14 protein-coding genes are annotated in these 14,106 nt (G+C 55.6%); 5 read left to right on the forward strand and 9 right to left on the reverse strand.

Features of this window, described 5'->3' with window-relative positions:
• The first annotated feature begins 37 nt into the window (after positions 1-37).
• The gene (gene pyk / locus AAE045_RS10845) at positions 38-1,480 is read left to right on the forward strand and encodes a pyruvate kinase (protein ID WP_455424770.1); all 1,443 of its coding nucleotides are present in this window, start codon (positions 38-40) and stop codon (positions 1,478-1,480) included.
• A gap of 168 nt (positions 1,481-1,648) precedes the next feature.
• Here the strand turns inward: pyk and lpxM are convergent, their stop codons facing one another.
• The 3 genes from lpxM to znuA all read right to left on the reverse strand — a co-directional run bounded on the left by lpxM (position 1,649) and on the right by znuA (position 5,040).
• Positions 1,649-2,623, reverse strand: coding sequence for a lauroyl-Kdo(2)-lipid IV(A) myristoyltransferase (gene lpxM, locus AAE045_RS10850; RefSeq protein WP_455547736.1), 975 nt, complete (start codon positions 2,621-2,623; stop codon positions 1,649-1,651).
• 131 nt (positions 2,624-2,754) lie between these two features.
• The gene (mepM, locus tag AAE045_RS10855; protein WP_455547737.1) at positions 2,755-4,080 is read right to left on the reverse strand and encodes a murein DD-endopeptidase MepM; all 1,326 of its coding nucleotides are present in this window, start codon (positions 4,078-4,080) and stop codon (positions 2,755-2,757) included.
• 15 nt (positions 4,081-4,095) lie between these two features.
• The gene (gene znuA / locus AAE045_RS10860) at positions 4,096-5,040 is read right to left on the reverse strand and encodes a zinc ABC transporter substrate-binding protein ZnuA (RefSeq protein WP_455547738.1); all 945 of its coding nucleotides are present in this window, start codon (positions 5,038-5,040) and stop codon (positions 4,096-4,098) included.
• Positions 5,041-5,119: 79 nt separating this feature from the next.
• Here znuA and znuC point away from each other — a divergent pair, with 79 nt between their 5' ends.
• The 3 genes from znuC to AAE045_RS10875 all read left to right on the forward strand — a co-directional run bounded on the left by znuC (position 5,120) and on the right by AAE045_RS10875 (position 7,535).
• On the forward strand, positions 5,120-5,875 hold the full coding sequence (znuC, locus tag AAE045_RS10865; RefSeq protein ID WP_455547739.1) for a zinc ABC transporter ATP-binding protein ZnuC: 756 nt from the start codon (positions 5,120-5,122) through the stop codon (positions 5,873-5,875).
• Positions 5,872-6,657, forward strand: a complete 786-nt coding sequence (gene znuB / locus AAE045_RS10870) for a zinc ABC transporter permease subunit ZnuB (protein WP_455547740.1) — start codon at positions 5,872-5,874, stop codon at positions 6,655-6,657. The genes znuC and znuB overlap by 4 nt, the downstream gene beginning before the upstream one ends.
• 185 nt (positions 6,658-6,842) lie before the next feature.
• Positions 6,843-7,535, forward strand: coding sequence for a hypothetical protein (locus AAE045_RS10875; protein WP_455547741.1), 693 nt, complete (start codon positions 6,843-6,845; stop codon positions 7,533-7,535).
• A 445-nt stretch (positions 7,536-7,980) separates the two neighbouring features.
• Here AAE045_RS10875 and ruvB read toward each other — a convergent pair whose 3' ends face one another.
• The 6 genes from ruvB to aspS form a co-directional block, all read right to left on the reverse strand.
• The gene (ruvB, locus tag AAE045_RS10880) at positions 7,981-8,988 is read right to left on the reverse strand and encodes a Holliday junction branch migration DNA helicase RuvB (RefSeq protein ID WP_455547742.1); all 1,008 of its coding nucleotides are present in this window, start codon (positions 8,986-8,988) and stop codon (positions 7,981-7,983) included.
• Between the two features lie 21 nt (positions 8,989-9,009).
• Complete coding sequence (gene ruvA, locus AAE045_RS10885; protein ID WP_455424779.1) at positions 9,010-9,621, reverse strand: Holliday junction ATP-dependent DNA helicase RuvA; 612 nt, start codon at positions 9,619-9,621, stop codon at positions 9,010-9,012.
• 72 nt (positions 9,622-9,693) lie between these two features.
• A complete protein-coding gene (gene ruvC, locus AAE045_RS10890) occupies positions 9,694-10,215 on the reverse strand; it encodes a crossover junction endodeoxyribonuclease RuvC (protein ID WP_202300719.1) in 522 nt (173 codons plus the stop codon).
• A gap of 43 nt (positions 10,216-10,258) precedes the next feature.
• On the reverse strand, positions 10,259-11,002 hold the full coding sequence (locus AAE045_RS10895; RefSeq protein WP_455547743.1) for a YebC/PmpR family DNA-binding transcriptional regulator: 744 nt from the start codon (positions 11,000-11,002) through the stop codon (positions 10,259-10,261).
• A 23-nt stretch (positions 11,003-11,025) separates the two neighbouring features.
• Entirely contained in the window at positions 11,026-11,469 is a 444-nt protein-coding gene (gene nudB, locus AAE045_RS10900) for a dihydroneopterin triphosphate diphosphatase (RefSeq protein ID WP_202300721.1), read from the reverse strand.
• A gap of 1 nt (position 11,470) precedes the next feature.
• Complete coding sequence (gene aspS / locus AAE045_RS10905) at positions 11,471-13,243, reverse strand: aspartate--tRNA ligase (protein WP_455547744.1); 1,773 nt, start codon at positions 13,241-13,243, stop codon at positions 11,471-11,473.
• A gap of 270 nt (positions 13,244-13,513) precedes the next feature.
• Here aspS and AAE045_RS10910 point away from each other — a divergent pair, with 270 nt between their 5' ends.
• Positions 13,514-14,095: a hydrolase gene (locus AAE045_RS10910; protein ID WP_455547745.1), complete on the forward strand. Its 582-nt coding sequence runs from the start codon at positions 13,514-13,516 to the stop codon at positions 14,093-14,095.
• Positions 14,096-14,106: the final 11 nt, after the last annotated feature.

Genomic DNA, 14,106 nt, shown 5'->3' on the forward strand with positions numbered 1-14,106 from the left:
CGCAACACCAAAGTTGTTTCAGTCAACGGAGTAATACATGTCCAGACGGCTACGCAGAACCAAAATCGTTACCACCTTAGGCCCGGCCACAGACCGCGATAACAATCTGGAAAAGATTATTGCCGCCGGTGCCAACGTGGTGCGTATGAACTTCTCTCACGGCACGGCGGAAGACCACCAGCTGCGTGCGGATAAGGTTCGTGAAATTGCCGCGAAACTGGGTCGTCATGTCGCTATTCTGGGCGATTTGCAGGGTCCGAAAATTCGCGTGTCCACCTTCAAAGAAGGCAAAGTCTTCCTCAATATTGGCGACAAATTCCTGCTTGATGCCAACCTGGGTAAAGGTGAAGGCGATAAAGAACGCGTTGGCATCGACTATAAAGGTCTGCCTGCCGACGTGGTAACCGGCGACATCCTGCTGCTGGATGATGGTCGCGTACAGTTAAAAGTGCTGGAAGTTCAGGGCATGAAAGTCTTCACCGAAGTGACCGTCGGTGGCCCGCTCTCCAACAATAAAGGCATCAACAAACTCGGTGGCGGCCTGTCCGCAGAAGCGCTGACCGAAAAAGACAAATCAGATATCCTCACCGCGGCAAAAATTGGCGTTGATTACCTGGCCGTCTCCTTCCCGCGCTGTGGCGAAGACCTGAACTATGCTCGTCGTCTGGCTCGTGAAGCAGGCTGCGATGCGAAGATTGTGGCGAAAGTGGAGCGTGCGGAAGCCGTCTGTGACGAAGCGGCCATGGACGATGTGATCCTGGCGTCAGACGTAGTCATGGTTGCCCGTGGCGACCTGGGCGTTGAGATTGGCGACCCTGAGCTGGTTGGCATTCAGAAAACCCTGATCCGCCGCGCGCGTAAGCTGAACCGTGCGGTGATCACCGCGACCCAGATGATGGAGTCGATGATCACCAACCCAATGCCTACCCGTGCGGAAGTCATGGACGTGGCAAACGCCGTGCTGGATGGCACCGATGCGGTAATGCTGTCAGCGGAAACCGCAGCGGGCCAGTATCCGGCTGAAACCGTGGCCGCAATGGCGCGCGTTTGTCTGGGTGCGGAAAAAATCCCAAGCATCAACGTTTCCAAACACCGTCTCGACGTACAGTTCGACAATGTGGAAGAAGCGATTGCCATGTCGGCGATGTATGCGGCCAACCACCTGAAAGGCGTTACCGCTATCATCACCATGACCGAATCTGGCCGCACCGCGCTGATGACCTCGCGTATCAGCTCCGGCCTGCCAATCTTCGCCATGTCCCGTCATGAACGCACCCTGAACCTGACGTCCCTGTACCGTGGCGTGACGCCGGTGCATTTCGACAGCGCCAGCGACGGCGTTGCCGCAGCCAGTGACGCGGTGAACCTGCTGCGTGATAAAGGCTACCTGATGTCCGGCGATCTGGTTATCGTCACCCAGGGCGACGTGATGAGCACCATCGGCACAACCAACACCACGCGTATCCTTTGCGTTGAGTAAAAATTGTGTCACAAAAAAGGGGCCTTCCGGCCCCTTTCTTATTTCTGGTTTTGTAGGGTGGATAAGCGAAAGCGTCATCCACCATTGATAGCTGCCGTGTCGGATGACGCTACGCTTATCCGACCTACAAGAGATGTTTGTCATCCATTTAGGGTGCTTTCGGCCCCTTTATTTCTTAGGATAAAGCTCTTTACGCTTATAGGGTTCAGTTTCCCCCTCTTTACGCGTTTTCAGCAGCTTGAGGATCCAGGTGTACTGCTCCGGATTGGGGCGGACAAAAATCTCCACCTCTTCGTTCATGCGGCGCGCGATGCGGTTATCGTCTGCATCCGTTAAATCATCCATTGGCGGACGGATAAAAATATCCAGACGGTGGGTGTTTCCGTTGTAGACCGGGAACAGCGGCACGACGCGTGCGCGGCAGACCTTCATCAGACGGCCAATGGCCGGCAGCGTCGCCTTATAGGTGGCAAAGAAGTCCACGAATTCGCTGTGCTCAGCGCCGTGATCCTGGTCCGGCAGATAGTAGCCCCAGTAGCCCTGGCGCACCGAACTGATAAACGGCTTGATGCCGTCGTTACGGGCATGCAGGCGGCCACCAAAACGGCGGCGTACCGTATTCCATACGTAGTCAAACAGCGCGTTCCCCTGGTTATGGAACATTGCTGCCATCTTCTGCCCCTCGGAGGCCAGCAGCATCGCGGGAATGTCCACGCCCCAGCCGTGCGGCACCAGGAAGATCACGTTCTCGCCGTTCGCCTTCAGCTCGTCGATAATCTCTTTGCCGTGCCAGTCCACGCGCTGCATCACCTTTTTTGGGTCGCGCAGGCCAAGCTCGGCCATCATCACCATCGCCTGCGGCGCGGTGGCAAACATCTCGTCGATAATCGCTTCGCGTTCGGCTTCCGGGAGTTCAGGGAAGCAGTAAAGCAGGTTGATTTGTGCGCGGCGGCGCGCGCTTTTGCCAAAGCGACCGGCGATACGACCCACTTTGCCTAGTAGCGGATCGCGCAGCGAGGGCGGCAGTAGCGCCAGCCCGGCAAAAGCACCAACGCCCAGCCACGCGCCCCAGTAGCGCGGATGCCAGAAGGCCTTTTGAAACTCGGGAATGAATTCGCTATGACTTTTTTTTGCTTTTTCCATGCAGATTCTCAGTACCGCTTCAAATCATTGTTCTATGAATGTAGAGGTAGTTTAGCGGCGCAGGTGCCGCCAGACAAAAGAAAAAGCCGGTTACGCGGAACCGGCTTTCATTTTATGCGCGCCGCAATGGCTTAATCGAAGCGCAGCTGCGGGGTGACTTCGCGTACCTGAGCCAGATAATCGCGACGATCTTTGCCCGCCAGACCCTCTGTGCGCGGCAATTTCGCCGTCAGTGGGTTAACCGCCTGCTGGTTAATCCACACTTCATAGTGCAGGTGCGGGCCAGTAGAACGGCCTGTATTGCCGGACAGCGCGATACGGTCACCGCGTTTTACCTTCTGCCCAGGTTTCACCAGCAGCTTTTTCAGGTGCATATAGCGCGTGGTGTAGGTACGGCCATGACGAATCGCCACAAAGTACCCTGCCGCCCCGCTACGCTTGGCAATCATTACTTCGCCGTCGCCCACCGCCAGTACTGGCGTCCCCTGCGGCATGGCGAAATCGACACCCCTGTGAGGTGCGATACGCCCGGTAACCGGGTTAAGGCGACGCGGGTTGAAGTTAGAGGAGATACGGAACTGCTTCACGGTCGGGAAGCGCATAAAGCCCTTCGCCAGCCCGGAACCGCTGCGGTCGTAGAATTTCCCGTCCTCAGCGCGAATAGCGTAATAGTCTTTACCGCTGCTGCGCAGGCGAACGCCCATCAGCTGGCTTTGTTCGCGCTTGCCGTCCAGCATTTCGCGGGACATCAGCACCGAGAACTCATCGCCTTTTTTCAGCTTGCGGAAGTCCATCTGCCACTGCATGGCTTTAATGACAGAACTGATTTCAGCGCTGGTCAGGCCTGCGTTTTTGGCGCTGGTGACGAAGCTGCCGCCAACGGTACCTTTCAGCACGCTGTTTACCCAGTCGCCCTGCTGCATTTCGCTGCTGGCTTTAAAGGTGCTGCCGGAGCGGTCATAGGTGCGGGTTTCGCGACGGGACATTTCCCACGTCAGGCGCTGCAGCTGGCCGTCGTCGGTCAGGGTCCAGGAGATTTGCTGACCGATTTTCAGGTTACGCAGGTCTTTATCCACCGCAGCAAGCTGGCTGATATCGCCCATGTCGATACCGTACTGATTGAGAATGCTGCTGAGCGTATCGCCCGTGGAGACGACGTATTCGTGGACGCCAGCTTCACCGGCGGTTTTGTCATCCAGCTCATCCTGTGGGATGGCGTCATCGTCACCGTCAGGCGTGGCCTGATCGATAGGCTCACTCGCCTCAGGCAAAAGCGAGTGAATCTCACTTTTCTGCAGCTCGATGGTTTTAATGACGGGGCTGGCTTCGGGGTGGTAGACGTACGGCCGCCAGACGGCGACCGCTAAGGTAAGGACTGTAAGCGACCCCAGCATAACGCGATGGGGTCGGGACAGATTGTCAAATGCCAGGGCGACAGAGCGGGCTATCTGTTGCACGTATTCACTTCCTCGTTAATCTCCTTTCAGGCAGCTCGCATACTGGTTCGCAAGGCCGGTCAAAAACTGCATGTAGCTGTCTTTGCCGGGCGCGACCCCGATTCCCAGAGGATCTAACGTGCCGGAGCGAACGCTGGTGCCTCTGGCTACGGCATTGATAACCGCTGGCCTGAACTGTGGCTCAGCAAAAACGCAGACCGCTTTGTGCTCAACCAACTGTGTTCTGATCTCATGTAAACGCTGCGCACCAGGCTGGATCTCAGGGTTAACGGTAAAATGGCCCAGAGGCGTTAATCCGTAGTGTTTTTCAAAGTAGCCGTAGGCGTCGTGAAAAACGAAATACCCTTTGCCTTGCAGTGGTGCGAGCACGGTACCAACCTGCTTGTCGGTGCTGGCTAATGCTGACTCGAAGCGCTGCAGGTTGGCGTCTAATTTGGCTTTATTTCCGGGGATAAGTTCCACTAATTTATCGTGGATTGCAACCGCCGACAGGCGCGCTATCTCAGGGCTAAGCCAAATATGCATGTTGTATTCACCATGATGGTGATCGGCGTCACTATTTTCAGCTGAATGGTCATGATCGTCATGCTCATGCTCGTCGTCGTCACCGCCCTTCATGAGCAGCGGTTTCACGCCGTCGAGCGTCGCGAGTGTGACTTGTTTTTGTTGAGGTAACTGGCTGACGGACTTCTGCATGAAGGCTTCCATCTCCGGCCCAACCCAGACAACTAAGTCCGCGCCCTGTAAGCGTTTTACATCTGACGGACGAAGTGAATAATCATGCTCTGAAGCACCGTCGGGAAGCAGTACTTCGGTTGTAGTTACCCCGTCCGCAATGGCCGAAGCTATGAATCCCAAAGGTTTAATGGAGGCAACGACCGCCGCCTGCGCTGGCAGCACCGCAGCGCCCCAAAGCACGGCAGAAAGGGCTGCGCAAAGAACTGTGTTTTTATGTAACATAATGCGACTTATCATCATTGTGATTGCGGGAAGTGTGATATTATAACATCCGCTAACTTCTGCAACCCCTGAAATTGTCATGACAAATTTAGTATCACTGGAAAATATCTCCGTTTCGTTCGGGCAGCGCCGCGTGCTGTCTGACATTTCGCTCGACCTGAAGCCGGGTCGAATCCTCACCCTGCTTGGCCCCAATGGCGCAGGCAAATCTACGCTCGTCCGCGTGGTACTCGGGCTCGTAGCACCTGATGAAGGGGTGATCAAGCGTGACCGCGACCTGCGCATTGGCTATGTGCCGCAAAAGCTTCATCTGGACGCCACGCTGCCGCTGACGGTCAATCGGTTTATGCGGCTGCGCCCTGGCGTCAGGAAAGCGGATATCCTGCCCGCGCTAAAACGCGTGCAGGCGGCCCATCTGGTTGATGCACCAATGCAAAAACTTTCCGGCGGCGAAAACCAGCGCGTGCTGCTGGCCCGTGCGCTGCTCAACAGCCCGCAGCTGCTGGTGCTGGATGAGCCGACACAGGGCGTTGACGTCAATGGCCAGCTGGCGCTGTATAACCTGATTGACCAGCTTCGCCACGAGCTGGAGTGCGCCGTGCTGATGGTCTCTCACGATCTGCACCTGGTGATGGCAAAAACGGACGATGTGCTGTGTCTTAATCATCACATCTGCTGTTCCGGTACGCCGGAGGTCGTCTCTATGCACCCTGAATTCATCTCCATGTTTGGCCAGCGCGGCGCCGAACAGCTGGGGATATATCGCCACCACCATAACCACCGTCACGATCTAACAGGACGCATTATTCTGCGCAGAGGGAATGGCCAGTCATGATTGAATTGTTATTACCCGGCTGGCTTGCCGGCATGCTGCTTGCCTGCGCGGCAGGCCCGTTAGGCTCGTTCGTCGTCTGGCGTCGTATGTCCTATTTTGGCGATACGCTCTCCCATGCCTCCCTGCTCGGCGTAGCATTTGGCCTGCTACTGAACGTGAATCCTTTTTATGCGGTGATTGCGGTGACGCTGCTGCTGGCAATCGGGCTGGTGTGGCTTGAGAAGCGTCCTCACCTGGCGATTGATACCCTGCTGGGAATTATGGCGCACAGCGCGCTGTCGCTGGGCCTGGTGGTCGTAAGCCTGATGAAGAACGTGCGGGTTGACCTTATGGCCTACCTGTTTGGCGACCTGCTGTCGGTCACGATGCCGGATCTGATTTCCATCGGAATTGGCGTTATAGTTGTGGTCGGCGTGCTGCTCTGGCAGTGGCGCAATTTATTGTCGATGACCATCAGCCAGGATCTGGCGCACGTAGACGGCGTAAACCTGCAGCGGACAAAAATGCTGCTGATGCTGGTAACGGCGCTGACGATTGGCGTGGCAATGAAATTCGTCGGGGCGTTAATTATCACCTCCCTGCTTATCATCCCGGCGGCAACCGCCAGACGCTTCGCCCGCACCCCCGAGCAAATGGCAGGTATTGCCGTTGGCATTGGTATGCTGGCAGTAACGGGTGGGCTGACCTTCTCGGCGTTTTACGACACGCCTGCTGGCCCATCGGTCGTACTCTGCGCCGCGGCTTTGTTCGTGGTTAGCATGATGAAGAAGACGGCGGCATAAGTTTTAAATTTCCCCCCTTATTTTCTCCTCTCCTTCGGGAGAGGAAATATTCTTATTCCTTCAACTATAATTCAGCTAAATTTTAAACCCAGATCACAAAGTCACCCGCCTTTTATCGTTTACCCATCACCTTTAAGCGTTTAATATTTACTAAAGGACTTAATATACGGTAGCCAGGAGCGGCAATGTACTATAACAATGAAGTTATCAGCTATTTGCAGTCTAATCATATTCTCGCACTTAAGCTTGACCATGCATTAATGGGCGTGGAGAAAGCGGTATCAAATCAACTTGAAACTATAGGCGCAGGTGCTAAGCGCGCGCTATATTATACATCCTGTTTTACCGATGAATATCAGGACGTCTGTCAACGTCAAAAGTCTGAAGATATCCGATTCAAAAATAGTATTATCCATCTCATTCAGCATGGAGACGTCATCTATGAGATGCTTAAACTCTATTTCGAAGAAATATTTAAATACAAGACATCCGATCAAATAGAGCGCATTAAACAAATGCTAATGGCGGTTAATGTCCACATTGCTGCCAGTTCGCTCACAAGCGCGGGGTTCGCGTTAGCGGTTGCCTCTGCCGTCACCATCGGTCTGAACTTAAATCTTGATATGAGCGCCTTAGCAGGAGGGAAGGCGGCCGGGCTTGTAGGGGTGGCAGCGATTTATGGTGTCATACAGAAAGCAGCAGATAGCGCCTACCGCCTTCAGTATACCTCTCCCATTTATTACTCTGTGTTATACGAACATGAACTGGAAATGATGTATTTCCTCATTGAGCCATTATTTGAACGAGTCGCCATGCCTGGAGCACAGTGGGTGTCTGATCGCGATATAGCAGATATGATTACCAGGATGATTCGATAATTATGATGACTCTTATTAAGAGGGTGTTTAAACGAGTATTCAAATCGTTAGTTTCGTATTACGGGCCAGCCGTACTGACAATCATATTCGCCTTTATCTTTTTGCACTTTCTCCCGGATGGTCCCTTATGGCCTATCCCACTATTCCTCGCACTCATAATAGTTTGTATAAAATGGTGAGCGCATGCCGGGTAGAATTATTTAATAACTGACCAAAAAGATGTACCGTATTCGGGGATAGGGTATTGAGCCCTAGCATTTCAATATCATGCCGGAAAACACAAATAGCGACGGCATCGCCGTACCTCTCCCCACGGCCAGAACAGAACTCCGATGGAAACATTATCTACAGCGATATGTGGAACGACCTGTGCAAAGATTAAAGCCTTTGCACAGGAAAGTCAGTTTAAAACATTAGTATCTAAGAATATTTCAGGCTCTGAAAATCATGCCTCCGGCGGCACAATCCCGAAGTGGGTCCAGGCGCGAGGCGTTGCCATGCGGCCACGCGGAGTACGCTGTAAAAAGCCCTGCTGAATGAGGAACGGTTCCAGCACGTCCTCGATGGTTTCACGCTCTTCACCGATGGCTGCCGCCAGGTTATCCAGCCCTACCGGGCCGCCGAGAAACTTATCGATCACCGCCAGCAGCAGCTTGCGGTCCATATAGTCAAAGCCCTCGGTATCCACGTTCAGCATATCCAGCGCCTGGGAGGCGATTTCTGCGCTGATGGTGCCGTCGTGACGGACTTCCGCAAAGTCACGCACGCGGCGCAGCAGGCGGTTGGCGATACGCGGCGTGCCGCGCGCGCGTTTAGCCACTTCGAACGCGCCGTCTTCGCTCATCTCAAGACCCAGCACGCTGGCGCTACGCCCGACGATGTGCTGAAGATCTTTGACCTGATAAAACTCCAGCCGCTGCACGATGCCGAAGCGGTCGCGAAGCGGGGATGTCAGGGAGCCTGCGCGCGTGGTTGCGCCAATCAGCGTGAACGGAGGGAGATCGATTTTGATGGAGCGGGCCGCCGGGCCTTCGCCGATCATGATATCCAGCTGGTAGTCTTCCATTGCCGGATAGAGCACTTCTTCCACGACCGGGGAAAGACGGTGGATTTCATCGATGAACAGTACGTCGTGCGGCTCAAGGTTGGTGAGCATTGCCGCCAGGTCCCCTGCTTTCTCCAGCACCGGGCCGGAAGTCGTCCGCAGGTTTACGCCCATTTCGTTGGCAACGATATTAGCCAGGGTCGTTTTACCCAGCCCCGGCGGACCAAATATCAGCAGATGATCGAGCGCATCCCCGCGCAGCTTCGCCGCCTCGATGAAGATCTCCATCTGCGAGGTGACCTGCGGCTGGCCGACGTAATCCGCCAGCATTCGCGGACGGATCGCCCGGTCAATCAGCTCGTCCGGGGTGATGGTGTCCGGGGATACCAGACGGTCTGCTTCAATCATCCTTTATTTACCTCAGGAGCGCTACAGTGCGGCACGGAGTGCTTCGCGGATCAGGGTTTCGCAATCGGCACCGGCGCGGCCCACTTTGCTGACCATACGGCTTGCTTCCTGAGGTTTATAGCCCAGAGACACCAGCGCGGCAACCGCTTCCTGCTCGGCGTCGTCCGTCGCCCCGCTTTCAGGCGAGGTCAGCACCAGATCGGCCGCCGGGGTAAAGAGATCGCCATGCATGCCTTTGAAGCGGTCTTTCATTTCGACAATCAGGCGCTCGGCGGTTTTCTTGCCCACGCCAGGCAGCTTGACCAGCGAGCCAATTTCTTCACGCTCAACGGCGTTCACGAACTGCTGCGCGGACATGCCGGACAGGATCGCCAATGCCAGCTTCGGGCCAACGCCGTTCACCTTAATCAGCTCGCGGAACAGGGTTCGTTCCTGCTTGTTGTTGAAGCCATACAGCAGCTGGGCGTCTTCACGCACGACAAACTGGGTAAACACCACCGCTTCGTTGCCGGTTTCCGGCAGCTCATAGAAGCAGGTCATCGGCATATGGACTTCATACCCTACGCCGCCCACTTCCATTAAAACTAAAGGCGGCTGTTTTTCAAGGATGAGACCTCTGAGTCGACCAATCACGTTATGCTCCTGCGGTTGTGCAAAAAATTTGGCTTATCATATAAGAAAGGCTGGATGAATATCCAGCCCTGGTTATTTTAATCTTCCCCGCGACAGGTTAAGCCGGGTGTCACTCATCTGCATTGAGTTCTGCGTCACGTGGCAGTGCGTGATGGCAATCGCCAGCGCATCCGCCGCATCCGCCTGCGGGTTAGCAGAGAGTTTCAGCAGCGTGCGCACCATGTGCTGCACCTGGCTCTTCTCTGCGCTACCGATGCCGACCACCGTCTGTTTTACCTGACGGGCGGCATACTCAAATACCGGCAGATCCTGGTTTACCGCCGCCACAATCGCAGCGCCGCGTGCCTGGCCTAACTTGAGCGCCGAGTCGGCGTTCTTCGCCATAAAAACGGATTCAATCGCGAAGTATTCCGGCTGGAACTGGGTGATGATTTCGCTCACCCCCGCGTAGATTAGCTTCAGTCGCGAGGGTAAGTCGGTTACCTGAGTACGGATGCAGCCGCTGCCGAGATAGGTCAGCTGGCGACCGGTCTGGCGGATAACGCCGTAACCGGTGACGCGCGATCCCGGGTCAATGCCGAGAATAATCGCCATCACGCGTCTCCCGTAAACAGGTTAACGGTCACGGACAACGCCATTAAAGGGTTGCCGCCACCTCGTCAGAGATCTCACCGTTGTGGTAAACCTCCTGCACGTCATCGCAGTCTTCTAACATGTCGATCAGGCGCATCAACTTAGGCGCGGTCTCTGCATCCATGTCCGCTTTGGTGGACGGGATCATAGAGATTTCTGCTTCGTCGGCTTTCAGACCAGCGGCTTCCAGCGCGTCGCGCACCGCACCCATATCTTCCCATGCGGTGAAGACGTCGATTGCGCCGTCTTCGTAGGTCACAACGTCGTCGGCACCGGCTTCCAGCGCGGCTTCCATCACGGTGTCTTCATCTTTGCCAGGGGCATAAGAGATGACGCCTTTTTTGGTGAACAGATAGGCTACGGAGCCGTCGGTGCCCAGGTTACCGCCACACTTGTTGAACGCATGGCGCACTTCCGCCACGGTACGGTTGCGGTTGTCGCTCAGGCACTCCACCATTACCGCAGAGCCGCCGGGACCGTAACCTTCATAAATGATGGTTTCCATGTTCGCGTCTTCATCGCCGCCCACGCCACGTGCGATGGCACGGTTCAGGGTGTCGCGCGTCATGTTGTTGGATAACGCTTTATCGATAGCTGCACGCAGACGCGGGTTGGAACCTGCATCGCCGCCGCCCAGACGTGCCGCTGTTACCAGCTCACGGATAATTTTGGTAAAAATCTTACCGCGCTTGGCATCCTGTGCCGCTTTGCGGTGCTTCGTGTTGGCCCACTTACTATGACCTGCCATAACAATCTCCAAAAGCGCCTTTTTCAGGCGGCATCAATTACAAACTCTTCAATCGCCTGCCGGTTGCTCCATGATTTGGTCATGGCCGCCGCCGCTTTGGCGTCGGTCCACTTCCAGGCCAGATGTTCCGTAATGGTTATCTGACGTTCATGAGGCAGCGCAAGGCAGAACCAGTATTCTGTATTACGCGTAACGCCCGGCGCGTAGCGATGACGCAAATGTGTAAAAATTTCAAACTCCACACAACGCTGGCAGTCGACCATGGCGATCTGCTCGTGAGCAGCATCGATGGCGACCTCTTCATTGACTTCGCGAAGTGCAGCCTGCAGCGCGCTTTCCCCCTCTTCTATGCTGCCGGTAACCGACTGCCAGAAGTCAGGGTCGTCGCGCCGCTGTAGCATCAGCACCCGTCCGGTATCCTGCGCGAAAATCACTACCAGTACCGAGACGGGACGCTTAAAGGCCATCTTATTCTTTCTCAGCCTTTTTGATTACCGCAACGCCCAGCTCGGCCAGCGCCGTTGGGTTAGCAAAGCTTGGGGCTTCGGTCATCAGACACGCCGCAGCGGTAGTTTTCGGGAAGGCGATAACATCACGGATGTTGTCGGTTCCGGTCAGCAGCATGGTCAGACGATCCAGGCCAAACGCCAGGCCCGCGTGCGGCGGGGTACCGTATTTCAGCGCGTCCAGCAGGAAGCCAAACTTCTCGCGCTGGTCTTCTTCATTAATACCCAGGATGCCAAACACGGTCTGCTGCATCTGGCCGTTGTGGATACGCACCGAGCCACCGCCGACTTCGTAACCGTTGATAACCATGTCGTAGGCGTTAGCCACGGCGGCTTCAGGGTCGGCAGCCAGCTGCTCTGGCGTCATGTCCTTCGGCGCGGTGAACGGATGGTGCATCGCGGTCAGGCCGCCTTCACCGTCGTCTTCGAACATCGGGAAGTCGATAACCCACAGCGGCGCCCACTTGTTCTCATCGGTAATTTTCAGGTCTTTACCAATCTTCAGACGCAGCGCGCCCAGCGCGTCAGCAACAACTTTTTTGCTGTCTGCGCCGAAGAAGATCATGTCGCCATCCTGCGCGCCGGTGCGGGCCAGAATCTCTTCCACGATGGAAGCATTCAGGAACTTGGCAACCGGGCTGGTGATGCCTTCAATGCCTTTAGCGCGCTCGTTCACCTTGATGTAAGCCAGCCCTTTCGCGCCGTAAATCTCAATGAACTTGCCGTAATCGTCAATCTGTTTGCGGCTTAACTGTGCGCCACCCGGCACTCGCAGCGCGGCAACGCGGCCTTTGGCATCGTTAGCCGGGCCGGAGAAGACTTTGAACTCCACGTCTTTAACCAGATCGGCTACGTCCACCAGCTCCATTGGGTTACGCAGGTCCGGCTTGTCGGAACCGTAGCGGCGCTCGGCTTCGGCGAAGGTCATCACCGGGAAGTCGCCCAGGTCAACGTTCTGCACGTCCAGCCACAGTTTACGCACCAGCTCTTCCATCACCTCACGCACCTGTGGCGCGGTCATGAAGGAAGTTTCGACGTCGATTTGGGTGAATTCAGGCTGGCGGTCGGCGCGCAGGTCTTCGTCACGGAAGCATTTTACGATCTGATAGTAGCGGTCGAAGCCGGACATCATCAGCAGCTGTTTGAACAGCTGCGGGGACTGCGGCAGCGCGTAGAACTTGCCTTTATGAACGCGGCTTGGCACCAGGTAGTCGCGCGCGCCTTCCGGCGTCGCTTTAGTCAGCATTGGGGTTTCGATATCCAGGAAACCGTGGTCGTCCATAAAGCGACGCACGAAGCTGGTGATCTTCGCACGGGTTTTCAGGCGGTTAGCCATTTCCGGGCGGCGCAGATCCAGATAGCGGAATTTCAGGCGCGCTTCTTCGGTGTTGACGTGGTTGGAGTCAAGCGGCAGCGATTCTGAACGGTTGATGATGGTCAGATCGGTGGCGAAGACTTCTACCGCGCCGGTAGCCATATCTTTGTTGATGTTTTTCTCATCACGCGGACGCACGGTGCCGGTGATTTGAATGCAGAACTCATTGCGCAGTTCGGAAGCCAGCTTAAACGCGTCCTGACGGTCCGGGTCGAAAAACACCTGCACGATGCCTTCGCGATCGCGCATATCAATAAAGATAAGGCTACCGAGGTCACGGCGACGGTTGACCCAGCCACACAGCGTGACCTGTTGCCCAACATGGGATGGATTGAGCTGCCCGCAATATACTGTACGCATGAGATATCCCTTTAATTAGCCGCGCACGGGTTGCTGCCTGCATGCCAGGCACCACGGTGGCCGCTATTTTGTCTGTCTGATATGGATGAAAAAAGGGGGCTATTATACTGGAAATAATGCCCGGCGATAAGCCCGAAGCGAGCGACTGCTGCGTTCTAAAGCGCCCGAACTTGCCAATTCTCACAAAAATTAACAAAAATAGTAAACTGTGTAACCGGGGTTCCATCGTAAGGTATTCACCGCAAACCCATTTTGAACCGGAGTCGCCGTATGTCACAAACCAATACTTTAGAACTGAATCCTTCCCGCACCGCGCTGGTGGTGATCGATTTACAGGAAGGGATCCTGCCGTTTGCCGGTGGTCCGTATACCGCGCAGGATGTTGTGGCTCGCTCCGCAAAACTGGCCGAAAAATTCCGTGCGAACGGCTCGCCGGTGATCATGGTACGCGTCGGCTGGTCGAAAGATTTTGCCGAAGCGCTGAAACAGCCCGTTGATGCGCAGGCCGGCGCGCACTCCCTGCCAGAAAACTGGTGGCAGTACCCGGCTGCGTTGGGCAAAAAAGAGAGCGATCTGGAAGTCACTAAGCGCCAGTGGGGCGCGTTCTACGGCACCGACCTTGAGCTACAGCTTCGTCGTCGTGGCATCGATACCATCGTGCTGACCGGCATCTCCACCAATATCGGCGTGGAGTCCACCGCTCGTAACGCATGGGAGCTGGGCTTTAATCTGTTCGTTGTTGAGGATGCCTGTGCCGCAGCGGACGCCGCCCAGCACCAGGGCAGCATGACCAATATCTTCCCGCGTATTGGCCGCGTTCGTTCTACAGAAGAAGTCCTGGCTGCATTGTAAACGGGTGCCTT

Origin of the sequence: Dryocola clanedunensis, assembly GCF_038405435.1 — a bacterium.
Lineage (GTDB): Bacteria > Pseudomonadota > Gammaproteobacteria > Enterobacterales > Enterobacteriaceae > Dryocola > Dryocola clanedunensis_A.

Excerpts from the sequence above, each read along its gene's own strand:
- pyk (WP_455424770.1), top strand. The coding sequence starts at position 38 with ATGTCCAGACGGCTACGCAGAACCAAAATCGTTACCACCTTAGGCCCG.
- lpxM (WP_455547736.1), bottom strand. The coding sequence starts at position 2,623 with ATGGAAAAAGCAAAAAAAAGTCATAGCGAATTCATTCCCGAGTTTCAA.
- znuA (WP_455547738.1), bottom strand. The coding sequence starts at position 5,040 with ATGTTACATAAAAACACAGTTCTTTGCGCAGCCCTTTCTGCCGTGCTT.
- znuC (WP_455547739.1), top strand. The coding sequence starts at position 5,120 with ATGACAAATTTAGTATCACTGGAAAATATCTCCGTTTCGTTCGGGCAG.
- znuB (WP_455547740.1), top strand. The coding sequence starts at position 5,872 with ATGATTGAATTGTTATTACCCGGCTGGCTTGCCGGCATGCTGCTTGCC.
- AAE045_RS10875 (WP_455547741.1), top strand. The coding sequence starts at position 6,843 with ATGTACTATAACAATGAAGTTATCAGCTATTTGCAGTCTAATCATATT.
- ruvB (WP_455547742.1), bottom strand. The coding sequence starts at position 8,988 with ATGATTGAAGCAGACCGTCTGGTATCCCCGGACACCATCACCCCGGAC.
- ruvC (WP_202300719.1), bottom strand. The coding sequence starts at position 10,215 with ATGGCGATTATTCTCGGCATTGACCCGGGATCGCGCGTCACCGGTTAC.
- AAE045_RS10895 (WP_455547743.1), bottom strand. The coding sequence starts at position 11,002 with ATGGCAGGTCATAGTAAGTGGGCCAACACGAAGCACCGCAAAGCGGCA.
- nudB (WP_202300721.1), bottom strand. The coding sequence starts at position 11,469 with ATGGCCTTTAAGCGTCCCGTCTCGGTACTGGTAGTGATTTTCGCGCAG.
- aspS (WP_455547744.1), bottom strand. The coding sequence starts at position 13,243 with ATGCGTACAGTATATTGCGGGCAGCTCAATCCATCCCATGTTGGGCAA.
- AAE045_RS10910 (WP_455547745.1), top strand. The coding sequence starts at position 13,514 with ATGTCACAAACCAATACTTTAGAACTGAATCCTTCCCGCACCGCGCTG.